A 22,228-nucleotide genomic window follows, 5' to 3' on the forward strand; every position below is an offset into this window, starting at 1 on the left:
TTCACCCGCCACGCGGTGGGGATCCCCCTGGTGGTGGGGCAAGAGGTGCGGGGGGTAGTGGTGGTGGCCCGGGATAAGGACCCGCCCTTTACTCCCGAAGATCTGGCCCTGATGGAACGGTTCGGGGAGCTCGCCTCCCTAGTTCTCCAGAACGCCTCCCTCTATCAAGCGGCCCAGGAGGAAGTACAGCGGAGGCGTGAGGCGGAGGCCCGGCTCCAGCAGCGGGCCCGCCTCCTGGAGACCTTGCACCGGGTCACGCAGGGCCTCCTCCAGGATCTGGAGCTCAAGGGGTTGCTGGAGGCCATCGCCCAAGGCGCCTGCGAGCTGCTGCGGACCCCCCACTGCAACCTCTTCCTGGTGGAGGGAGAGGTTCTGCGGTGCCGGGTGGCCCTTGGGAACGTGCGGTGGACGCAGCTGGAGCCCCTGCAGATCCCCAGAGGACAGGGGCTTGCGGGCCGGGTGTGGGAGACGGGGTTACCCCTGGTGGTGGAGAACTATCCGCACTGGCCAGGTCGCCTTCCGGATCCGAGGTTTCACCGGGTGTACCACTCGATGGGGGTCCCCATCGTCCTGCAGGGGGAAGTAATGGGCGTTCTGAACTTGGCCCGGGAGGATCCCCACGACCCCTTCACGGAGGAGGAGGTGGCGACCCTTACACAGTTCGCCCATATGGCCTCCCTGGTTCTCCACAGCACGCGGCTTCACGAGCAGGCCCGGGCCGCCGCGCGGGAAGTGGAAGCGCAGCGGGCCTTTTACGAGGAAATCCTTCACCACGTGCAGACGGACATCGCGGTGTTCGATCCGCAACTCCGGTACGTGTACGTGAACCCCTCCGCCATCCGGGACCCGGAGGTCCGGCAGTGGATCGTGGGGAAGGATGACTACGAGTACTGCCGCCGCAAGGGGCGCGATCCTGCCCTGGCTACCCGGAGGCAGGAGATTCTGCGCAGGGCCATGGAGGAGAAGCGGGTCCTGGAGTACGAGGAGGTGGTTCCCACCGCATCCGGGGAGGAGCGGTGGTACCTGCGGCGCGTTTGCCCGGTCCTCGATGCACAGGGGGAGGTGGTCCGGCTCATCGGCTATGGGGTGGACATCACGGAACGCAAGCGCATGGAACAGCGGCTTGCGCACCTGGCCCTGCACGACGCCCTCACGGATCTCCCCAACCGCACCCTCCTCCTGGATCGGCTCCAGCAGGCCTTGGAGCGTGCCCAGCGGGCCGGGAACCGGGTGGCGGTGCTCTTCGTGGACCTGGACCGGTTCAAGCTCGTCAACGACAGCCTGGGGCATGCGGAGGGAGACGCCCTTTTGATCGAGGCCGGCCGGCGGTTCAGGGAGTGCCTCAGGGCCGCGGACACCCTGGCACGGGTTGGGGGAGACGAGTTCGTGGTGGTTGCGGAGGTGCAGGATCCCGCGGATGCGGCCCGGATCGCGGAGCGGATTCTCGCGGCCGTCCACCCTCCCTTTGCCCTCGGAGGGGAGGAGGTGTACGTGACCGCCAGCGTCGGGATCTCCCTAGGGGACGGGACCCGGAAGCCGGAGGACCTGCTCCGGGAGGCGGACACGGCCATGTACTGGGCCAAGGCCGCGGGCCGCAACCGGTACCGGTACTTCGAGGAGTCCATGCACCTGGAGGTCGTGCGTCAGCTGCACGGGGAGGCGGACCTGCGGCGTGCCCTGGAGCGGAGGGAGTTCGTCCTCCACTACCAGCCCGTGGTGCGCCTGCGGGACCGCTTCCCGGTGGAGATGGAGGCCCTGATCCGCTGGAACCACCCCCAGCGCGGCCTGCTGCTGCCCTCGGACTTCCTGGACGCCGCGGAACGTGCGGGGCTGGGGAGTGCGCTCGGCGCGTGGGTGCTCCGGGAAGCCTGCCAGCAGCTCCACGAGTGGACGAGGCGGTTCCCGAACCGGGAGCTGGTGGTGAGCGTGAACCTCTCCGCCTCCCAGCTCCAAGACCCCCAGCTCCTCGACCACATAACCGCCGCCCTACAGGCAGCCCAGGCCACCCCGCAAGCCCTCCGGCTGGAGATCCCAGAGCGCGTCCTGATCACCTGCTCTCCGGAGGTGCTGGAGCGGATTGGAACGCTGCCTACGGGCGTGCACGTGGACGATTTCCAAGACGTCCCCCTCCAGGAGCTCCTGGAGCGGCTTCCAGTCCGGTCCCTGAAGGTTCCCTGGGAAGCCATCTCCACCACCCCAGAGCGCCAGCAAGCCCTCCGCCACCTAGTCAGGACCGTGCAGGACCGGCAGATCTCCGTGGTGGTCAAGGGGGTCGAGAACCCGGAGGCTCTCGAGGCTCTGGCGGTCATGGGATTCGAGTACGCGCAGGGGTTCGCCGTGGCCCGTCCCATGGCTCCGGAGGTCGCCACCACATACCTCGCGGGGGCCGCGGGAGGGTAAACGAAGCGGGCACACCCTCCGGCGTGCCCGCTCGGAAGCGACCGGAGCGTCCGAGCCACCCGCTCCGATCTCCCCCGAATTCTCTTCGCTCCCTACGGCCCGGACTCCTCCCCCCCTACCGCACAGACCGGGACTACCGCGATCCGGTTCCCCCCTCTCCGGGGAGGTCGGTTCCGCCACAAACCCTGCTCCCACCCGGTGAACCGGGGCCAGCCCTCCTGGATCGCGGCCCTGGCCTGGAGGGGCGAGAGTCCCTCCGTCTCCATAAGGTGCCGCAGGAGCCGGATCTGCTCGATGTCCCGCCAGGAATAGAGCCGTAGCCTCCTCCGGCCGCTCCGGACCGGGGCCACAAGCCCCCGCTCTTCCCACCTCCGAAGGGTAGAGGGACGCAATCCGGTCAACAGGGACACGATGCCGATGGGGAAGAGTTCCTCCTTGGGGCCCGACATGGCCAGCTCCAGGGGGCCGTGGGGTTCCGGAGGTCAGTATACCAGGGGGAGGGGGGTGTCAACAGGCGACGTGCGTTCGATCGAACAAAATGCGATCATACGTTCGCAAACCGGATCGGAACCTCGCTCCGCTTGCGACGGGTGAAGACGCACCGGGTGCGGTACCCTGCCGCCTGAGCCGCGGCCTCGGCCCGGTCGAAGGCGTAGCCCACATGTTCGGGAAGGTGGGCATCGGAGCTGGTGACGATGGGGACCCGCCACCGGTGGAGGACCCTGAGGAATCCCTCCGCGGGATACAGCTCCCCTACGGGTTTGCGCAGTCCCGCGGTGCTCACTTCCGCGCACACGCCCGCCCGGGCCATGGCCTGGGCGGCCTCCTCGTACCAGGGGAGGGGGTCCCCTTTGGGCCGGTGGCCGAACACCTTCACCACGTCCGGATGGGCAAGGACATCGAAGAGCCCTGTCCGGGCGGCCTCCGCGAGCAACCGGAAGTACTCCGCGTACACCTCGTCCACGGAGCGGTTCTCCCACTCCGCCCGCTGGTCCGGGATGTCAAACCCCCACCAGCCCCCGTCCCGGCCCCGCAGCCAGTGTACCCCGCCCAGGGTGAAGTCCCAGTCGTAGGCTCGGATCCATCGCTCCAGCTCCCGCTCGTATCCCGGACAGTAGTCCCACTCCATCCCTGCCTTCACCGGCAGACCCTCGGCCCGCGCGCGATCCAGCAACCGCACGTAGGCATCGAAGTCCCAGTTCCGGCGCTCGGGCACATCCCGGGCGTGGACCCACGTGTTGTCCGAGGGGTAGATGGTGCGGCACTGCACGAAGTTGTGGGCGTGCTCCGTGAGCCCGATCTCCGTAACCCCCACCCGAAGGGCCGCCTCCACCAAGCGCACCAGGGCCTCCCAATGGAGCCCCACGTTCTCCAGGTGGGTGTGGTAGTCGGGGCGCGAGATCACGGTCGCCCCGTGCGGATGCGCTCGGCCCACACCTCCCCGCGGGCGTGGGCGGACCGGTACCGCAGGGCTACCTGTTCGGGGTCGTAGCCCTCCGAGACCCGGCGCAGCTCCACGTGCCAAGCACCATCCCAGGTGAAGATGGCGTAGGCGGGCCGGGGATCGCCGTCCAGGGGAAACCCTACGGATCCCGGGTTGACGAGGAGGCGGTCCTGCCAGGTGCGCCGGTACTGCTTGTGGACGTGTCCGTACACCACCAGGCGTGCCCCCGCTTCCTCGAAGATGCGGCGCACCACCTCCTCCGGAGCATCGGGAAGCACCGGCTCCTCCACGCTCCAGGGGGTGGCGTGCACCAGGTACAGGTCATGTCCCTCCTCCGGGACCATCCGGAGGTGAAAGGGCAGATCCGCAAGATAGAGGAGGTGGTCGTCGTTGAGCTGGGCTAGGGTCCACGCGAGGAGGTCGTCCGCTTCCTGGGATTCCGGGTCCCGGGCGGCCTCCACGAGGATGGCGTCCGTGTTGCCGAGGATGGCCGCGTACCCGTGGTCCCGGACGAAGTCCAGGCACTGGGCGGGCTCGAGGCCCCCAAAGCACAGGTCCCCGCCCACCAACACCTGCTGGAGGCCCGGTACCCCCGCGAGCTCCCGGGCCACCGCCTGGAGGGCCGGGAGGTTCCCGTGGATGTCGGAGAGCACCGCCAGCTTCATCCGTCTCCTACCAGCAGCGAGGTGAAATGCCGGATGATGCGGGCCGTGGCTCCCCACACCACGTGTCCCCGATACCGGTAGAAGTACTGTGGCCTGCCGGAGGGATCCCCCCGGATCTCCACCGCGCGAGGATCCAGGAAAAGCGTGAGGGGAATGCGGATCACCTCCGCAATCTCCGCCTCCGCGGGCCGGAGGGGATACGGATGGGGAATCCGGCCCACGAACGGCCGGATGAGGAACCCGGAGACCACGGTGCGCTCATCGTCCACCTGTCCCAGCACCTCCACGTCTTCCGGCCGGATCCCCAACTCCTCCTCCGTCTCCCGAAGGGCCGCGTGGAGCGCGTCCGGGTCCCCCTCCTCCACCGCTCCCCCCGGAAACGAGATCTGGCCCTTGTGCACCGCCACCCGGTCCGTGCGCCGGGTGAGCAACACCCATACCTCCCCCTGCGCCTCGTACAGGGGGATCAGGACTGCGCTCAGCCGCAGGGAGGGGTCTTCGACCGTCCGCGGAACGTATCCCAGGAGAACTTCCCGGATACGGGCAAGGGTTACGTCCGGGCGGCTCTCCCCATTGGCAGTGCGGAGGAGGCAAGCTCCCATGTCCTGTCACCCCACCGGCCAGGCCCCGGGGCCTCCCCGAAGCCGGCGGCTCATCTCGTCCACCGCTTCCTCGTCCGGACCGCCTCCCCGGAAGGGCCGGGCTGCCAGGAGGGTGAGGCGGCGCAGGGGGTGATGGCGTGGGAGGAAGGAGGTGAGGTCAAACAGACCCGCCACCATCACCATTCCGTAGACCAGCAGGAGAACGCAAAGCACCGCAAGCCAGAACAGGATCACGGCTCCACCTCCGGCAAGATCATACCAGAGCTCCTCGATCCTCATGGCCGACCTAAAATGGAAGGGAGCACCACCACACGGAAGCACGGGGGGACCATGGAGGGGTCGTCCGGATTGTCCATCGCCCGGTTGCGGATCCATCTTGTGGCGGAGACCCGGTTCGTGCTGAACGCGTGGGACCAAGTCCCGTGGCGGGTCTGGGAGACCACCTCCTCGCGGGACGCGGAGGTCTTAGCGGAGTTCGCGGGGCGACTGTGCTACCAGAGCTGGCATCGTCCCAACCCCGCCACAGCGCGGAACGAGGACTACCTCCGCAACATCCTCGCGCAGGGCCATTTCTCCGTCCTGGAGCACGCGGGTTTCACGGTGGTCCTCACGGGGGTGAGCCGCTCCTTCACCCATGAGATGGTCCGTCACCGGCACTTCAGTTACTCTCAGCTCTCCCAGCGGTTCGTGGACGAGGAGCACGCGGCGGTGGTGGTCCCTCCCCTGTTCCGGGACGATCCGGAGGCCCTAGCCATTCTGGAGGAGGTGCACCGGAAGACGCAGGAGGCCTATGCGCGTCTGGTGCGGCTCGCCCAGCGGAAGCTGGAGGGCCTTGCGGATCGCCGCATGCGGCGGAAGCGGGCCCGGGAGGCTGCCCGGTGCGTGCTCCCGAACATGACGGAGACCCACATCGTGATCACCGGGAACCACCGGGCCTGGCGGGAGTTCTTCGAGAAGCGGGGAAGCCCGCATGCGGACGCGGAGATCCGGGAGGTAGCGGTCCGGATCTTCACGGAGGTGGCCCGGCCCTTGGCCCCGCACATCTATCAGGACTTCGAGGTGCGGGAGCACCGACTCCCCAACGGGGAAACGATCCCTGTTCTCCAGCGGCAACCGCTTTCCGCCCCGGAGGAGTGAGCTAAGACCCCAGCGCCCGCGTCATGTACCCAAGGCGCGGAGCTCCGAAGAGGAACCGGCCCATCACGAGCGGCACGCGCCGCTCCATCCGGAACCCCAGAGACTCGTAGAGCCGGAGGGCGGGCAGGTTCTCCTCCACCACATAGAGGGCCGCCCGCCGCTTCCCCACCCGCTGGGCCTCCAGAAGGGCCCGGTGCATCAAGGCCCGACCCACGCCCCGTCTCCGCGCCTGGGGAAGAACCGCCACCGCCTCGATGAGCGCGGTGTCCGGACCCGGTGCCGCACTTCCCGTCAAGGAGAGAAGCACCAGCGCCCACAGCGCTCGGAGAAAGGGGAGATGCCGCCGCAACACGGGCCAGAGGGGAGCCGGGGGGGAGGATTCCAGGACGAGGGTAAGGGTCCCCACCACCCTCCCGCCCACCTCCGCCACGAAGACCTGCCCGGAGGAGGGCAGGTCCGCGAGGAGGCGGGCGATCCGATGCGGGTCTGGCCCGAAGATCCGGGAGAACTTCTCCAGAAAGCCGCTCGTGAGGATCTCCGCCACCGCCCCCCGATCCCGCGGGGAGGCCGGGCGCACCCAGACGCCACCCTCGTCCATCGGATGCCTCAACGGTTCCCGGTGGCCAGTCCGCGCCCCAAGGCCAGGATCAGGAACACCGTGAGGACCCCGCCCAGGGCGAGGGCGTGGGAGATTCCTATGGCCGCGCTCAATAGCCCCATGGGAAAGGTCCCCAGGGTGAACATGCCGAAGGCGGTCACGGAGTACAGCCCCATGGCCCGGCCCCGCATCCGGGGATCCACCCGGGTCTGCAGGAGCGTGTTGGCCGCGGCCATGGCCGCGGATTGAAACAGACCCGAAGCCACGAGAAACCCCATGCACAGCCAGGGGTGCGCGGAGAGGGCGAAGAGCAAGACGCTGAGGCCGAACAGCGCCGCGGAGGAGATCAACAGCCGGTGGGGAGGTCCCCCTCCAAAGCGAGCCACGTACCACGCGGAGAACACGGTCCCGAGCCCGGGGGCGGCCTGCAGCACACCCAGCTGCGCGGCGTCCGCGTGCAGCACCTCCCGGGCGAAGGCAGGCATGAGGCGGAAGTACGGCCGGCCGAAGAAGTTGAGGACCGCCACCGCCCCGAGGACCCCTAGAAGCGTTCGGTCCTCCCGGAGGGTGCGGAGGGCGTCTAAGAGCTCCTCCGATACGGAGCCGGATGCGGACACCTGGCCCAGAACCTGCATCCGCAACACCGCGGCCACCACCGCCCCATAGCTGAGGGCATTCACCGCGAAGCAGACGGCCTCCCCCGCCCATGCGATCACCACCCCGCCCAGGGAAGGACCGAGCACACCCGCGCCGTTGAAGGCCACGGAGTTCAGGGTCACCGCTTGTAGCACCTCCTCTTCGTCCACCAGCTCCGGAACCATGGCGTGACGGGCGGGCATGTCGAAGGACATGAGAAGGGAGTTGAGGCCGCCCAGGAGGATCACGTGCCACACGGTGGCGCGGCCGGTGGCGGTGAGCACCGTCAGCAGCAGGGCGCTTGCCGCGAGCAGGAGGTTGGTCCACACCAGCAGGGTCCGTCGATCTACCCGGTCCGCCACCACCCCTCCGAGGGGAGCGAACAGGAGTCTGGGGATGGCCTGGGCCAGGGCCAGCAAGCCCAGATACACGGGCGAGAGGGTAAGGCGGTCTACGAGGTACCCCGTGGCCACGAACTGCATCCACGAGCCGGTGTTGGAGACCAACAGGCCGATCCAGAGGAGCCGGAAGTCGCGGTGCCGGAGGGGTGCGAGCGGGGTCACGACGGCTGGGATTCCGGTTCGGCAGCCTCCACGGGCTCCTCGATCACCACCTCATCCACCCCATCGGTCTCCACCAGGCGCACCGTCACCCGCTCCCGGGAGGAGGTCGGCAGGTTCTTCCCCACGTAGTCCGGCCGGATGGGGAGCTCCCGGTGTCCCCGGTCCACCAGGACCGCCAGCTGGATGGAGGCGGCACGCCCCAGGTCCATGAGAGCGTCCAGGGCTGCCCGGACCGTGCGCCCCGTGTACAGCACGTCGTCCACGAGCACGATGTCCCGCCCTGCCACAGAGAAGGGAACGTCGGTGCGCTGGACCGTGGGAGCCGCGGCGTGGCGGTCGCGGTCGTCCCGGTACAGGGTGATGTCCAGGACACCCACAGGCACCCGCACTCCCTCGATCCGCTCGATGGCCTCCGCAAGCCTTCGGGCGAGGACATCCCCCCTCGTGCGGACGCCCACGAGCGCCAGGGTGCTCGTCCCCCGGTTCCGCTCCAGGATCTCATGGGCGATCCGCACCAGGGCGCGGGAGATGGCCTGCGGATCCATGACTCGGGCTTTCTGCCGCATCCGCATCGCTTCACTTCTCCTTTTCCCTCAGGGTCTGTAACACCTGCTGCAGATCCTCCGGCAGCTCCGAGGTGAACACCAGCCGCTGGCCAGTCCGTGGGTGGAGGAAGACCAGTTCGGACGCGTGCAGGAACTGTCGCCCCAACCCCAGCTCTCCCCGCATTCCGTACACCGGATCTCCGGCTACAGGATACCCCATGTGCCTGGCGTGCACCCGGACCTGGTGGGTCCGCCCGGTCTCCAGCTGGCAGGCCACCAGGGTGTAGCCTGGGAACCGCTCCACCACCCGAAAGTGGGTGGTGGCAGGTCGGCCGGTGGGGATCACCGCCATCTCCTTCCGCCGCACGGGGTGCCGACCGATCGGAGCAGAGACCGTCTTCTCATCCCACGGGACTTCCCCCCGCAGGAGAGCCAGATAGGTGCGTCGGGCCGTACGGCGGGCGAACTGGGAGGCGAGGGCCGTGTGGGCCGCATCGTGCTTCGCCACCACCAGCAGGCCCGAGGTGTCCTTGTCCAGTCTGTGGACGATCCCCGGCCGCAGCTCCCCGCCGATTCCGGAAAGCCGGTCCAGCCACGCCAGGAGAGCATTCACCAAGGTGCCCCGGGTCCGACCCGCACCGGGGTGCACCGCCATCCCCGCGGGCTTGTCGACCACCGCCAGGTCCCCATCCTCGTACAGGATCCGCACGGGGAGGGGTTCTGGGACAAGCGCCACGGGCTCGGGGGGCGGCAAGCGGACCTCCACTTCGTCCCCCGTCCGGACCCGATAGCTGGGCCGCACGATCCGGCCATGGACCCGGACCTCCCCCGCCTCGATGAGCTGCTGGATGCGGGAGCGGCTGAGGAGCAGGCGGCGTGCGAGGTACACATCTAGCCGGACGCCCATGGCCTCCGACTCCACCGTGATCCGGTGCAGGTTCCCGAGGTGCGCCGCCACCCCGCCCTAACGCCCTCCCTGGACCGAGCGAACCGCCCGCAGGGCCAGCAGCCCTCCGCCCACGACGATGCAGGCGTCCGCCAGGTTGAAGATGGGCCAGTAGGGGAGCTCGATGAAATCCACCACGTATCCCCACCGCACCCGATCCAGCAGGTTCCCCACCGCCCCGCCTACCACGAGCCCAAGCCCCACCAGGACTGCCCGGTCCACGGCCCACCGATCCCGGTGGAAGGCAAGCAGGAGGAGGGCGGTGAGGGCCGCGAGGATGCCCACGAGGGCATTGGCACCGCCCAGGAGTCCGAAGGCGATCCCCGTGTTCCGATGGAGGGTGATGCGAAGCAGCGGGGGCAGAACAGGGAGGGTCTCTCCGAAGGAGAGGATCTGCATCACCGCATGCTTCGCCAGCTGGTCCAGGAGGGCCACCAGGACAGCCAGGGCGGCGAGGAGCACCGCCCCGACCCGGTCCGGACCCATCCGTTCCCTCACGTCCAGCGGGCCTGGTGTCGCTCCCGTTCCTCCTCGGTCTTGCACCGGATGCACAGCCTCGCAAACGGCAGGGCCCGCAACCGCTCCACATCGATAGATTGCCCGCACCGCTCGCAGATGCCGTACTGCCCGGCATCCAGCTTGCGAAGGGCATCCTCCACCATGCGGAGCATGCCCTGGACGGAAGTTTCCAGGGCAAACCCCTTTTCCCGCTCTACCGCCTCCGCAGCCACGTCCCCGTAGTCGTCCTCTGAGGACTGTTCCACCAAGCCCAGCTCCTCCACCTGCCGGAGTTGGCGATCCATCGCAGCCAGCTCCCGGAGCAGACGGTCCCGTTCCGCCAGAAGCATCGCCCGGAACTCCTGGGAGTCGCGCTCCGTGAGGGGCTGGCTGGCCTTCCGGGGCTCGGCACCCGTCGCGGGCCCTGCAGGGACGCCAACAGGGAAGGCCATCTCAGGCTTGGGTTCGGGCGCGACGGCTCCTCCCGAGGCACCCGCCCTCGTCCCTGTGCCCGCTCCCGGAGCGATCAACCGCTTCCGGCGGAGCACCATCTTCTTCGGCTTTGCCGGGAGTCGGCGCACGGTCTTCCTGGAGGCTTGCTTCTTTGCCACCTTCCTCGCCTTTGCCATACAACCTCCCTCTCTGAATGCGGGCCCCTACCGCCCCTTTTGGGAACGTGCCACGGGTTCGTCCCCTTCCCGCGAGGTGGAGAGCGCGGTGCGCACCGCGGTCTGGGCCAGGGCCCGGGTCGAGTCGAGGACCGGAACCGGCCACTCCTCCGGATCCACCACGAGAGGGATCTCGGTACAGCCCAGCACAATGGCCTGGGCCCCCCGGGCCACCAAGCCAAGCCCCACCCGCCGGACGGCCTCCCGTACTCCTGGTCCTAGATCCCCCGCTTTTACCGAGTAGATCGCCCGATCCACAATCTCCTGCTCCGCTCTCTCGGGAACCACCACCCGTACCTCCCGCCGGGCAAAGGTCCGGTGGTAGAGGCGGGTGTGGACGGTGGCCGTGGTCGCTAGCAGCCCCGCGGTGACCAAGTCCGGGACCGTGCGAACCGATGCTTCCGCCACGGCCTCCGTGATGTCCAGGACGGGGATCCCCACGCTGCCACGGATGACTTCCAGGAAATAGTGTGCCGTATTGCATGGGATCACCAGGAAGTCCGCACCCGCGGCCTCCAACCTCTGGGCGGCCTCCACCAGCCACGGCGTCGGGTCCTCTCCCTCCCCCAGGATAAACGCGGAGCGGTCCGGGATCCGCGGGTTGCTCTCCACGAGTACCCGGAGGTGGTCCTGGTCCCGCTGCGCGGGGGTGAGTTCGATGAGCTTCCAGAAGAAGTCCGCGGTTGCCCGAGGGCCCATTCCCCCCAGGACCCCGACCGTCAACGGCATCCCTTCCTCCCTCACCCGAGCCTTCGCAAGGGGCGCTGTGCGCCCCGAGAGCCCCATTGTAGCATGGGGACCCGGAGGTCAATCCAGCTTATCCCACAGGCCGGAGGGCGATCCGCACGGGGCCACGGTCCAACCGAAGCTCCCGGGTAACCCCCTCCCCCGGGCCCAGCTCCACCCGGACCGCCAGCACCTCCATGGCCAGGGTCTCCCGATAGGCCCTCACCGCTTCCGCCACCTCCCCAGCGGCCTCCACCCACAGCTCGACTCGCTGGTTCACCGCTAGCCCCGCATCCCGGCGGAGCTGCTGCACGTGGTGCACCAGTTCCCGCACCAGCCCCTCCTGGACGAGCTCCGGTGTGAGGCGGGTATCGAGAACCACCACGACCCCTGAGCCTGCCTCCGCCACGAACCCCTCCCGCTCCCGAGGTCGGATCTCCAAGTCCTCCGTTTCCAGCACCACGGTCTCGCCGTTCAGCGTGAGGGCGGCCCGCCCCTGTCGGGCCACGGCCTCTGCCAGCTCGGGGCCGAGGGAGGCGAGGGCGGAGGTGATGGCCTGCACCCTGGGCCCGAACCGGGGGCCCAAGCGGTCGAACCGGGGTCGCACTTCGTAGAGGACGTATCGACTAGCTTCCTCCACGAACCGCACTTCCTTCACATTCAGCTCGTCCGCCACCAAGTCCACGAGCCCGGCAAGTCCCGCCACGTGCGCGGAGGGTGCTACCACGAGAAGCGCGGGGAGGGGCTGTCGGACCCGGATGCCGGCCCGGCTGCGGGCTGCCCGCCCCAGCCGAACGAGCTCCCGCGCCTTTTCCATGGCAGCCTCCAGCTCCTGATCCCGCAGGCGCATCTCCACCTCCGGCCAGTCGCACAGGTGCACGCTGAGGGGAGCGCGGGGGTCCACTGCCCGTACGAGGCCCTGATAGAGCTCCTCTGCGAGGAAGGGCGCAAACGGCGCCATGAGCTTGGCCAGGGTGACGAGGGCGGTGTGGAGGGTGTGGTAGGCGGCCCACTTGTCCTCATCGTCCTGGGACTTCCAGTACCGGCGTCGGCCGCGGCGCACGTACCAGTTGGAGAGGTCCTCCACAAAGGCTTCGATGGCCCTAGCTCCGTCCGTGGGGTTGTAGTTCTCCAGGGCGTCCGTGACGGTACCCCCCAATTCCACCAACCGCGACAGCAGCCACCGGTCCAGGGCGGGCCGCCGCTCCACGGGCGGAGCGGGGGTGCGCAGCGGATCGAAGCCGTCCAGGCTCGCATAGGTGGTGAAGAAGACGTAGGTGTTCCACAGGGTAAGGAAGAACCGCCGCACCACCTCTTCCACCGCGGCCACGCTGAGTCGCTTGGGCATCCCGGGCGGGCTCACGGAGAAGAAGAACCACCGCAGGGCATCCGCACCGGAACGGTGGATGATGGTCCAGGGGTCGATGACGTTGCCCCGGCTCTTGCTCATCTTCTCGCCTTTCTCATCCAGTACCAGTTCCAGACAGATGCAGTTCCGGAAGGCGGGCCGGTTGTACAGCATCACCGCGATGGCGTGCAGGCTGTAGAACCACCCCCGGGTCTGATCGATGCCCTCGCAGATGTAGTCCGCGGGAAAGGACCGCTCGAAGACCTCCCGGTTCTCGAAGGGGTAGTGCCACTGAGCCACGGGCATGGCTCCGGAGTCGAACCACACATCGATGACGTCCGGTACCCGCCGCATCTCTCCACCGCACCGAGGGCAGCGCAGCACCACCTCGTCCACGTAGGGCCGGTGGAGCTCGAACCGCTCCGGCAGCCGCACACTCATCTCCCGCAGCTCCTGGATGCTGCCCACGCAGTGCCGGTGGTCACAGCGCCCGCAGATCCACACGGGGAGCGGCGTGCCCCAGTACCGCTCCCGTGAAAGGGCCCAGTCCGTGAGGTTTTCCAGCCAGTTCCCGAACCGGCCCTCCCGGATGTGCTCGGGCACCCACCGGATCTCCTCGTTGGCCCGGATCATCCGATCCCGCAGGCGGCTGGTGGCCACATGCCAGCTCATCCGGGCATAGTAGAGGAGCGGGGTACCGCACCGCCAGCAGAAGGGGTAGGTGTGGGTGTAGGTCTCCGCACGGTACAGCAATCCCCGATGTCGCAGGTCCTCGATGATCCCGGGATCCGCTTCCTTCACGAACATCCCCCGCCAGGGAGGAACCTCCTCCGTGTACCGTCCATCGGGTCCTACCGGGTGGAAGACGGGAAGGCCATACCGCCGGCCAAGCTCCAGGTCCTCATCCCCGTAGGCGGGGGCGATGTGCACGATCCCGGTCCCCTCCTCCGTGGTGACGAACTCCGCGGGCAGTACGGTCCAGGCGGGCTTCGGGGCCTCGTAGAACCGGAAGGGCGGCTCGTACGCGAGTCCCACGAGCCGGCTTCCCACGATCTCCTCCACCACCTCGTACGGGCCCTGCAGCACGCGATCCGCGAGGTCGCGGGCCACCACCAGGACCTCCTCCCCCTGGCGGACCTTCAGGTACGGCACGTGCGGGCGCACCGCGCAGGCGGCGTTGGCGGGGAGGGTCCAGGGGGTAGTGGTCCACACGAGGAGGGACACCCAGGGGTCGTCCCGCAGCCGGAAGCGCACGGTGATGGAGGGGTCCTCGACCTCCTCGTACCCCAGGGCTACCTCATGGCTGCTGAGGGGGGTTCCGCATCGGGGGCAGTAAGGCACGACCTTGTATGCTTGGTACATGAGTCCCCGGTCCCAGATCTGCCGGAGGATCCACCACACGGACTCGATGTACTCGTCCGTAAAGGTGATGTAGGGATGCTCGTAATCGAGCCAGAAGGCGATGCGCTCGCTGAGCCGCACCCACTCCTGCTCGTACCGGAACACGGACGCCTTGCACCGCTCGTTGAAGGCGGCGATCCCGTACGCCTCGATCTCCCGCTTGCTCGCCAGCCCCAGCTCCTTCTCCACCTCGATCTCCACGGGAAGCCCGTGGGTGTCCCACCCTGCCTTGCGGGGCACGAAATATCCCCGCATGGTCCGGTAGCGGGGGATCACGTCCTTGTAGGCCCGGGCGAGCACGTGGTGCACCCCCGGCAGGCCGTTGGCGGTAGGCGGTCCCTCGTAGAAGGTAAACTGGGGACAGCCCTCCCGCAGCCGGAGGCTCAGCCGGAAGACGTCGTGCTCCCGCCAGAAGGCCAGGATGCGCTCCTCCAGTTCCGGGAAGTTCACCTTGGACGAGGCCGGTGTGAACCCCATGGCCACTCCCTCCCAGAACAAACAAAAATGCCCGCCCGGTAGGGACGGGCAATCACCCGCGGTACCACCCTCCTTCAGGTGCTGAGCGCACCTGCTCTCGGCCGGAACAGGGCTCACCAGCCCGATTCCGCCCTCCCGCTCACGGGGGAGGTACCGGCCCCGACTACTGGGAGGCGATCCGTTCGCCGGGCAGCTCAGGGGCGATCTTCCCGCGCTTCCTGCCGCCGCCTCTCACCACCGCGGCTCTCTGCAGCACCGGAATCCGCGGTACTCCTCCCCTTCCTCGCTTTGCCCGGAATTCTACCACGCGGTCCGGTCCGACCGTCAACGTCCGCGGGGCTCTAGGCTGAAAAGTGTGGAGGTGAAGGGAGCAGGCGGCAGACGAACCACGGGATGGCTAGGAGACCACATCCCGGAGCGGTGTGCGTGGATCTCAAAGATCGTTGAGCGCAAGCTGGCCTGAAGGGTCCTGCCTCAGGCCGCCGTGGTGGTCGACCCCTTCCACGTCCTCCAGGATGCCAACCGCGGGGTGGACGAGGCCCGAAGAATCGAGCAGGAGCTGGGCAAGCGCAAGATCCCCCGCTGGCCCCTGCTCAAAAACCAGGAGGAGCTGACCCCCAAGCAGACACAGACCCTCCTCGCCATCTGTCACCAGTACCCCACCCTGGCCCAGTGGAACTGGGCCAAAGAGCAGCTCCGCGCTTTCTACCGCGCCCCCAGCCCCGCCCACGCCCTCCTGGACCGCCTGCTCTTCTTCCTCCAGCACGCCGAGGACGCCGAACTGGTCCGCTGGGGCCGCACCCTCCGGGCCTGGAAAGCCGAGCTGCTCAGCGACCACCAGCACCGCATCACCAGCGCCTACACCGAGGGCGTCCACACCAAGATCAAGCTGCTCAAGCGCCTCAGCTACGGCTTCCGAAACCGCCACATGTATGTGCGAAAAATGCTCCTCGGCCTTGTTCCCTTGGCTTTCCTGCTCCGGCCACCACACTTATTGACCTAGAGCCCGTTCGCGGGCTCCCCGACCTATCGCCGTCCCTCCGAAACCCCTACGCACACCTGCATCCCGAGGACTTCCCGGCACTCGGGCGGTCGGACCGGCTCCTGAGTTGCGACAGGAGGCAGGGAGGTGCGGATCGCGCTCCACAGCAGGATGGCACCCTGCCCCCGGGTCAGGTAGGGACTGGTCGTGGATACGCTCCCCGGAAGTCCCAGGGCCCGCAGGAGGGAGAGCGCGGACGAGACGGAGAGGGGATATCCCAGGATGGCATAAGATGCCGAGCGCACCGCCAGTACTGTCTCCAGGGCGGTGGAAGTCCCGCGGGCCCGGAGGAAGTGCTCCAGGTTCTCCATCCACTCCCGCAGGGACATGCTGCGCTGCAGATGGAGTCCTCCCCGCAGCCGGTAGGAGCCGTTGAAAAGTCCTCGCCGGAGCAGTTCTACCGCCTCCGGGTACCCGGGATCCAGCACGTCCTCGGGGAGAGGGGGCCTGGGAGCGCTGAGGCGGATGCCCGCTGCGAGAAGGGCTCGTCGGAGGGTCCGCAGCGCCTGGGAATCCTCCAGGAAGACCGTGAGAGGACGCCCCATGGACCGGGCCAGGGCCACCGCGATCCCCGCGGCTTCTCCCAGGCTCATCTGTAAGGGCACAACCCGGGCGGAAAAGGCGGCCACGGAATCAAAAGAGGCCGCGGGGGAGACCACCAGGAGGTTGGTGAACCCGTCCGGCACAAGGCACCGGAGGGGAACCCCGTAAGGGGCGGGAACGCCGGGGAGATAAGGGGGTTCTCCCGCGATGTAGCTCTGGCCGTCCATAGGATATCCGCCCAGGGAGAGGGCATCCGGGAAGTTGCGGCCGTAGAGGACGTCATCCGCCCGCAGACGATAGAGGCCCACGAGATGCCGGCTCTCCCGAATGTAGAGGGAGGGTGCCACGCCCACGAGCTCCGCGGGGCCGAAGAGGTCGGGGGCCGTACGCCGGAGGAAGTGCACCACCCTCCTCCCCTCCGCCTGGGCCTGGAGATAGGCCTCCCGGAGGCTCTCCGCGTCGGTGGCGTCCACCCCGAACACCTGCAGCCCCTTCACCAGGACCGTGCCATCGTCCTGGAGAGCCAGCTCCAGGCCCCGAAGAGCAAACCGCCCGGGATCACTGGGAACATACCGGGCCGCGAGGTCGTTGAACCCCCACACCAGCCTCCCGATCCGGCCGTTTCCCGTGGGGCACGGGCGACGCGGGCAGGCCGCAGCCCCTACCTTCTCCCAGGAGAGGCCCGCGAGTCGGAAGATCAGCCCTGCTGCCATCTGACGGCGATCCAATCCCGTATCCTCCCGGCCCACCGTAAACCGGGCGCCGGCCACCGCCGCGAGGGTGGCGAGGTCCGTGGCGTCCAGAAACGCGGTGGCCCGAACCTCCACCGTCCCTCCTGGCGTCGCGAAGGAAGCCGTCTCCAGGCGGCGGTGGGCCACCTGAACGCCTACCAGTCGCCACCCCAGGCGGGGAACCACGGAGGCCTCGGAGAGCATCCCCCTGAGCACCTGCTCCGCCCGGCGCACCTCCACCCCGTCCCAGCTGCCCAACCTCTGGATGAACTGCACGGTGAGCCCGCCCGACAGGGGTCTCCCCTCACGGTCCCGGCTTAGATCCAGGGTGTTGAGCCAGCTTTGGGAGAACGTACCCCCGACCTTCTCGGAGGGTTCCGCAAGCAGCACCCGAAGGCCCCGCAAGGCCGCGGCGGCCGCCGCGGTCACGCCTTGGGGCGTGGCCCCGTACACGAGAAGGTCCACCTGGAGGGAGCGGGGTTGGGCGGCAAGACGGCCTGGAAGGGTCAGGAAAAGTCCCACCACCAAGCAGAGGCAGATCCCGTAGAAAGGGCTGCGTTCCCGCACCGACGAGTTCCTCCTGATCCCGTCATCACCTAGCCTAGATAAGATTACAGGCACCGCCGCCCGGATTCCTCCCGGATTCCTACAGAGCTCCCGCTTCCCTTGAACTCGGGGGCGCCTCTCCGTAGCATGGCAGGGGAAACTTCCATGCGGCAGGCCTACCTGGAAGCCCCGCGGCGGCTTGTACTGCGGGAAGTACCGGTGCCACATCCGGCTTCCGGGGAGGTCGTGGTGCGCCTCAGAGTAGCCCTCACCTGCGGCACGGATCTCAAAACCTACCGGCAGGGGCACGTACGGATCCCCGTACCGGGCCCCTTCGGACACGAGGGAGCGGGCGAGATCGCCGCAGTGGGGGAGGGTGTAGAGGGATGGGGGATGGGTGAGCGCGTGATGTGGCTCCCCACGGCTCCTTGTGGGACCTGTCCGCGCTGCGGGGAGGGACGCGGCAACCTCTGCCAACGGCTCTTCGAACCCTGCCGGATGGCCCTAGGGGTCTACGCGGACTACGTCCGTCTCCCCGCGGATGTGGTACGCCACCACCTCTTCGCCATCCCGCCCACGATTCCGGATCCCGTGGCCGCGCTCCTGGAGCCCCTCGCGTGCGCAGTCCGGGGAGTGCGCCGACTGGGAATCCCCGACGACGTCTTGGTGGTGGGAGGGGGCCCCATGGGAGCCCTCCTAACTTTGGTGCTGAAGATGCAGGGAGCTCAGCACCTTACGGTGCTCGCCCGTCGGCCGAGAGGCGCGGCCTACGCGCGGGAGCTGGGAGCTGAAGTGGTGGAGGGAAGTCTCGAGGCGTGCATGGGGGAACTCCGGACCCGACGGCCGGAGGGATTCGGGGCCGTGGTGGAATGTACGGGGAAGCGGGAGGTCTGGGAGAGGTCCGTGGAGCTGGCCCGGCCCGGTGGGTGCGTGCTCCTTTTCGGGGGACTCGCCCGGGGTACCCGGGTCCGCTTCGATGCCGGCCGCCTGCACTACGACGAGATCACGGTCACCGGCTCCTTCCACTACACCACGGAGGACGCCCGCCAGGCGTACGGGCTGTTGTCTCGGGCCGCGGCAGAACTGGCTTCCCTCATCACCCACACGCGGCCGCTCCGAGAAGTGGTCTCCGTCTTCGAGGAGCTGGACCGGGGAATGGATGCCCTGAAGGTGGCCCTCTTACCGGACGCCGCATGAGCCCGCTGCCCGCCACCATGCACGCCGCGGTGCTGCGGGCACCGGGCGAGGTGGAGATCCGGGAGCTTCCCACCCCGCATCCGGGCCCCGGGGAGGTGGTGGTCCGGGTGCGGGCCTGCGGAATCTGCGGATCAGACCTCATGGACTGGTACGTGGCTCCTCGCACCCCCTTCGTGTTCGGCCACGAGCTGAGCGGCGAGATCGCGGCGGTCGGAGAAGGAGTTACCGGCTGGCGGGTGGGAGATCCCGTGTTCGTGCACCACCACGCACCCTGCGGGGATTGCGCGGCCTGCCTTCGGGGAGACGAGGTCCACTGCGCCGCGTGGCGCGCAAGCCGCCTGGAGCCGGGCGGGATGGCGGAGTACGTGCGGGTACCCTCGGGAATCCTGCACCGTGACACCCTGCGTCTGCCCCCAGGGGTGGGCTTCGACGATGCGGCCCTCACCGAGCCCGTGGCGTGCGCGGTGAAGGCCCTGCGGCGGGCGGATCGGCTGCTGACCGGGCTCGAGGCACGGGGGCAGGGCCTAGGAGGGGCCCGGGTGCTGCTCCTAGGTGCGGGATTCTCCGGACAGGTGCTTGGAACCCTCGCCCGCAGGTGGGGTGCCCGGGAGCTGCTCGCCGTGGACCCGTCGTCCGAACGGAGGGATCTGGCCCGGCGGTGGGCAACGACCGTGCTTCATCCGGAAGCGGTCGCGTCCCACGAGGTGGATCTGGCGGTGGTGGCCGTCGCCTCCCCACAGGCCGTGGCCACCGCGGTACGGGCGGTGCGCTCCGGCGGCGTGGTGCTCCTCTACGCACCCCTCCCGCCCGGAAGCCCGCTGCCTCTAGATGCGCACGAGCTCTTCTTCCGGGAGATCACCCTTCTCCCGTCGTATTCCGCGGGCCCCCGGGACACCCGAGAGGCCCTCCGGTGGATCGCGGAGGGGGAGATCCGGGCCACGGAATTCGTCACCCACCGGTTCCCCCTCCGTCAGGTGCAGGAAGCCTACCGGACCGCGCGGGCCGGAGGACCGGCCCTCAAGGTCCTGGTAGAGATGCCCTAAAAGGCGTACGGGGCTGTGTGGGGGTTGGTGGCGACGGCCTCCCACTCCGCATCGTCGAGGGGCCGCGGTGGATCCCGCTCCGCGTTCACCGGGCAGAGAAAGCCGAAGGGCTCCTCGCCCTCGTTGATCCATCGGTGCGGCACCAGGGGCGGGACGTAGAGGAGGTCGTAGGGCGCGAGCTCGAAGACCCGGGTTCCCACCACCGCCCGCCCGCGGCCCCGCAGCACGAGGATGAAGTGCACGTGCTCATGCTTCTCGAAGCTGCTGTATCCCCCGGGCTCGATCTCGAAGTACCGCAGGGCGAACGCGGCGGGCACCTCCGGCGGGCTTGCCAGGGTGAACCGCCACACCCCCCGCCAGCCCATCCCCCGGATCTCCCCCACATGGAACTTGTAGAGCTTGGGTTCGATCCCCTCCCACCGGAAGCGCTCCGGATCGAAGGGTCGCTTATAGGCCGCCGGGATCTCTGCGGACGTATCGCGCATAGCCTTCCCTCCCAGAGCCCGCAGGGGCAGCCGGCCTCATGGCGGGTCTTCTCTGCCCCTTGCCTGCGGACTCCTCCCTGGCGAGTCTCCTCCAGAATACCGTGCCAGGATCGGACGGGACACCCGTCCGGTACAATACTCGACAATACTCGCAGCCATCCCGGAAAGGAGGTGCGGATGCACGGGGAAGGGTTCGCCCTGCTCGCCGCCTTCGCGTTCGCACTGAGTGCCGTCTATACCCGCCGGTTCACCACGGGGGCGGGAGGACGGCCACCGGCCCCCCCGGAGATCGGGGTGCTGGCGAGCCTTCTCGGAGACCTCACCACCTTCGGCATCCTGGCGGTGGGAGAACTGGCCCGCGGGAGGAGCCAGCCGCTTCGTCCGGAATCCGTGGCCCTGTTCCTCACCGCGGGCCTCGTGGCCAGCATGCTGGGCCGGAACCTGGCCTTCCTCAGCGTGAAGCAGATCGGCGCGGGCCGGTCCACCGCGGTTCGGCTCAGCAATACGGTGTTCTCCGCGGTGGTAGGCTGGGTGTGGCTACGGGACCTTCCCCGTCCCCTGCAGCTGGTGGGGATTGTCCTGGTCACCGTGGGACTGTGGGTGGTGGTGACGGAGCGGGAGGGGTGGGAGCAGAACACGAACTGGGCCGGGATCCTGACCGCGGTGAGCGCGGCGCTGGCCTTCGCGGTGGGCGACACCGCCCGGCGGGCGGGCCTTCTGATCACCCCCTCCGTCCCGCTCAGTGGTTTTCTGGGCGCCTGCGCCGCCATCCCCGCGCAGCTGGTCCTGCTGCGCCCCTGGCACTGGCCGGAGGCGATCTGGCGGCACCTCCGTCGCCCGGACGTCCTCGCCAGCGGAGGATTCAACAGCGTGGCCCTGCTGCTCCTCACCGCCGCGGTGCACCGCACGCCCGTGGCAAACGCCGCCGCCCTCTATAACCTCCAGGTGCTCCTCGTGATCGCGCTCGGCCGCTGGATGCTGCGGGGGGAGGATCCGGGCGGTCTGCGCCTGGTGGTGGGGAGTGCCACCGCGGTGGCGGGAGCCGCCCTGGTCCTGGGCGGATAATCCAAATTTTCAGGCGCCCCGTACGGACAGGAGGGCAAGGAGTCCGAGAAGGGCCGTGGCGATGCCCACCGCCGTGCGCAGGGCCTCCGCCCCCACCCTGCGAACCGCCCGGGCTCCCAGAGGGGCCGCCAGGGCCGCACCACAGGTAACGGCCAGCACCAGATCCCACCGCCAGGAAGCGGCAAACCACCACGCGTATCCGCCCAGGGCCGCGAGGGAAACCACCGCCTCCGAGAGGTTCGTGATGGCCACCGCGGCTCTGGGGTTCAGTCCGGCCATCATCTGGCCTCCCGCGAGCAGGGGCCCGTACCCGCCGCCCGTGAGGGCTTTATTGACGGAAGCGACGATCCCCAGGGTCATCAGTCGACCCCAGGAGAACCGCGGCGCTCTCCGACCTGCTACGAGCCAGCATCCGAGTCCGAAAATCATCACGCCCATGTAGATCCGGATCGCGGCTTCGCTCACCCGCCGAGCTACCCACGGTCCGAGGAGACCACCCGCGAAGCCCGCGGCCATCAGCACCAGGGCCGCCCGGAGGTGGACCGAGCCCCGCTGAAAGGAGGCGTTTCCGTTTACGTGGTGGAACCGCGCGCCCACAAGCCCCGCCGCGCACTGGGAGAGCAGCAGGGCGGGGACCAGCTCCGGCACGCGGTAGCCGGAGAGGAGCAGCAGGGGCGCGAGGATCGTCCCGTACCCCATGCCCAGCACGGCATCGAGGAGCCCCGCGCCGAAGGCGAGGAGCACCACCAGCGGCAACACGGACCGTCTCCGCTCATCGCATGGACTCCCCTGGGGGTATCCAGGCGTACGACGCCTCCACTCGCTCCGCCCAGTGCGGGCTCAGACACACCACCCTTCCCACCACCAGGGTGGCGGGCGGAGGCAACCCCGCCTCCGCCACCTTCCGGGCGATCTCCCAAAG

General features: G+C 68.7%; 22 protein-coding genes and 1 pseudogene. 7 read left to right on the top strand and 16 right to left on the bottom strand.

Going from position 1 to position 22,228, the window contains the following annotated elements; translation table 11 throughout:
• The coding region (locus N0A24_06335) for an EAL domain-containing protein (protein ID MCS7173001.1) at positions 1-2,400 on the top strand (2,400 nt) is incomplete at its 5' end.
• A 92-nt stretch (positions 2,401-2,492) separates the two neighbouring features.
• On the opposite strand, the gene N0A24_06340 is transcribed toward N0A24_06335, so the two are convergent.
• From N0A24_06340 to N0A24_06360, 5 genes are all read right to left on the bottom strand, one after another.
• Positions 2,493-2,849 carry a MerR family transcriptional regulator gene (locus N0A24_06340; GenBank protein MCS7173002.1) on the bottom strand — a complete coding sequence of 119 codons (357 nt, stop codon included), beginning with the start codon at positions 2,847-2,849 and terminating at the stop codon, positions 2,493-2,495.
• A 95-nt stretch (positions 2,850-2,944) separates the two neighbouring features.
• Positions 2,945-3,835: a histidinol-phosphatase HisJ family protein gene (locus tag N0A24_06345; GenBank protein MCS7173003.1), complete on the bottom strand. Its 891-nt coding sequence runs from the start codon at positions 3,833-3,835 to the stop codon at positions 2,945-2,947.
• Positions 3,802-4,509 (bottom strand): metallophosphatase family protein, encoded by a 708-nt coding sequence (locus N0A24_06350; GenBank protein MCS7173004.1) that lies wholly within the window; start codon positions 4,507-4,509, stop codon positions 3,802-3,804. Before N0A24_06350 ends, N0A24_06345 begins: the two co-directional genes overlap by 34 nt.
• Complete coding sequence (locus N0A24_06355; protein ID MCS7173005.1) at positions 4,506-5,111, bottom strand: CoA pyrophosphatase; 606 nt, start codon at positions 5,109-5,111, stop codon at positions 4,506-4,508. The genes N0A24_06350 and N0A24_06355 overlap by 4 nt, the downstream gene beginning before the upstream one ends.
• Positions 5,112-5,117: 6 nt before the next feature.
• Positions 5,118-5,390, bottom strand: a complete 273-nt coding sequence (locus tag N0A24_06360; GenBank protein ID MCS7173006.1) for a hypothetical protein — start codon at positions 5,388-5,390, stop codon at positions 5,118-5,120.
• 51 nt (positions 5,391-5,441) lie between these two features.
• On the opposite strand from N0A24_06360, the gene thyX reads away from it, so the two are divergent.
• Positions 5,442-6,248 (top strand): FAD-dependent thymidylate synthase, encoded by an 807-nt coding sequence (gene thyX / locus N0A24_06365; protein MCS7173007.1) that lies wholly within the window; start codon positions 5,442-5,444, stop codon positions 6,246-6,248.
• A gap of 1 nt (position 6,249) precedes the next feature.
• Here thyX and N0A24_06370 read toward each other — a convergent pair whose 3' ends face one another.
• Genes N0A24_06370 through lspA form a run of 5 tightly spaced genes read right to left on the bottom strand, consistent with a single transcriptional unit; the run spans position 6,250 to position 9,971 of the window.
• Complete coding sequence (locus N0A24_06370) at positions 6,250-6,846, bottom strand: GNAT family N-acetyltransferase (protein MCS7173008.1); 597 nt, start codon at positions 6,844-6,846, stop codon at positions 6,250-6,252.
• A gap of 8 nt (positions 6,847-6,854) precedes the next feature.
• A complete protein-coding gene (locus tag N0A24_06375; protein MCS7173009.1) occupies positions 6,855-8,045 on the bottom strand; it encodes an MFS transporter in 1,191 nt (396 codons plus the stop codon).
• On the bottom strand, positions 8,042-8,611 hold the full coding sequence (pyrR, locus tag N0A24_06380) for a bifunctional pyr operon transcriptional regulator/uracil phosphoribosyltransferase PyrR (protein ID MCS7173010.1): 570 nt from the start codon (positions 8,609-8,611) through the stop codon (positions 8,042-8,044). Before pyrR ends, N0A24_06375 begins: the two co-directional genes overlap by 4 nt.
• A gap of 10 nt (positions 8,612-8,621) precedes the next feature.
• The gene (locus N0A24_06385; protein MCS7173011.1) at positions 8,622-9,497 is read right to left on the bottom strand and encodes an RluA family pseudouridine synthase; all 876 of its coding nucleotides are present in this window, start codon (positions 9,495-9,497) and stop codon (positions 8,622-8,624) included.
• Between the two features lie 57 nt (positions 9,498-9,554).
• A complete protein-coding gene (gene lspA, locus N0A24_06390; protein ID MCS7173012.1) occupies positions 9,555-9,971 on the bottom strand; it encodes a signal peptidase II in 417 nt (138 codons plus the stop codon).
• Here lspA and N0A24_06395 point away from each other — a divergent pair.
• A pseudogene (locus N0A24_06395) lies at positions 9,938-10,039 on the top strand (collagen-like protein). The gene lspA and the pseudogene N0A24_06395 overlap by 34 nt on opposite strands.
• Here N0A24_06395 and N0A24_06400 read toward each other — a convergent pair.
• From N0A24_06400 to ileS, 3 genes are all read right to left on the bottom strand, one after another.
• Positions 10,031-10,198: a TraR/DksA C4-type zinc finger protein gene (locus N0A24_06400; GenBank protein ID MCS7173013.1), complete on the bottom strand. Its 168-nt coding sequence runs from the start codon at positions 10,196-10,198 to the stop codon at positions 10,031-10,033. The pseudogene N0A24_06395 and the gene N0A24_06400 overlap by 9 nt on opposite strands.
• A 492-nt stretch (positions 10,199-10,690) precedes the next feature.
• Positions 10,691-11,431 (bottom strand): amino acid racemase, encoded by a 741-nt coding sequence (locus N0A24_06405; GenBank protein ID MCS7173014.1) that lies wholly within the window; start codon positions 11,429-11,431, stop codon positions 10,691-10,693.
• 88 nt (positions 11,432-11,519) lie between these two features.
• On the bottom strand, positions 11,520-14,654 hold the full coding sequence (gene ileS / locus N0A24_06410; GenBank protein MCS7173015.1) for an isoleucine--tRNA ligase: 3,135 nt from the start codon (positions 14,652-14,654) through the stop codon (positions 11,520-11,522).
• A gap of 469 nt (positions 14,655-15,123) precedes the next feature.
• Here ileS and N0A24_06415 point away from each other — a divergent pair, with 469 nt between their 5' ends.
• The gene (locus N0A24_06415; GenBank protein MCS7173016.1) at positions 15,124-15,657 is read left to right on the top strand and encodes a transposase; all 534 of its coding nucleotides are present in this window, start codon (positions 15,124-15,126) and stop codon (positions 15,655-15,657) included.
• A 23-nt stretch (positions 15,658-15,680) separates the two neighbouring features.
• Here N0A24_06415 and N0A24_06420 read toward each other — a convergent pair whose 3' ends face one another.
• Positions 15,681-17,537: an FAD-dependent oxidoreductase gene (locus N0A24_06420; GenBank protein MCS7173017.1), complete on the bottom strand. Its 1,857-nt coding sequence runs from the start codon at positions 17,535-17,537 to the stop codon at positions 15,681-15,683.
• 144 nt (positions 17,538-17,681) lie between these two features.
• Here N0A24_06420 and N0A24_06425 point away from each other — a divergent pair, with 144 nt between their 5' ends.
• The gene (locus tag N0A24_06425; GenBank protein MCS7173018.1) at positions 17,682-18,713 is read left to right on the top strand and encodes an alcohol dehydrogenase catalytic domain-containing protein; all 1,032 of its coding nucleotides are present in this window, start codon (positions 17,682-17,684) and stop codon (positions 18,711-18,713) included.
• Positions 18,710-19,756, top strand: a complete 1,047-nt coding sequence (locus N0A24_06430) for an alcohol dehydrogenase catalytic domain-containing protein (protein MCS7173019.1) — start codon at positions 18,710-18,712, stop codon at positions 19,754-19,756. Before N0A24_06425 ends, N0A24_06430 begins: the two co-directional genes overlap by 4 nt.
• Here N0A24_06430 and N0A24_06435 read toward each other — a convergent pair.
• Positions 19,753-20,241 (bottom strand): cupin domain-containing protein, encoded by a 489-nt coding sequence (locus N0A24_06435; protein ID MCS7173020.1) that lies wholly within the window; start codon positions 20,239-20,241, stop codon positions 19,753-19,755. The genes N0A24_06430 and N0A24_06435 overlap by 4 nt on opposite strands.
• Before the next feature lie 177 nt (positions 20,242-20,418).
• Between N0A24_06435 and N0A24_06440 the strand changes: the two genes are divergently transcribed.
• Complete coding sequence (locus tag N0A24_06440) at positions 20,419-21,306, top strand: DMT family transporter (GenBank protein ID MCS7173021.1); 888 nt, start codon at positions 20,419-20,421, stop codon at positions 21,304-21,306.
• A 9-nt stretch (positions 21,307-21,315) separates the two neighbouring features.
• Here the strand turns inward: N0A24_06440 and N0A24_06445 are convergent, their stop codons facing one another.
• A complete protein-coding gene (locus N0A24_06445; protein ID MCS7173022.1) occupies positions 21,316-22,065 on the bottom strand; it encodes a sulfite exporter TauE/SafE family protein in 750 nt (249 codons plus the stop codon).
• Positions 22,066-22,228: the final 163 nt, after the last annotated feature.

The organism is Armatimonadota bacterium, assembly GCA_025059775.1.
Classification (GTDB): domain Bacteria; phylum Sysuimicrobiota; class Sysuimicrobiia; order Sysuimicrobiales; family Sysuimicrobiaceae; genus Sysuimicrobium.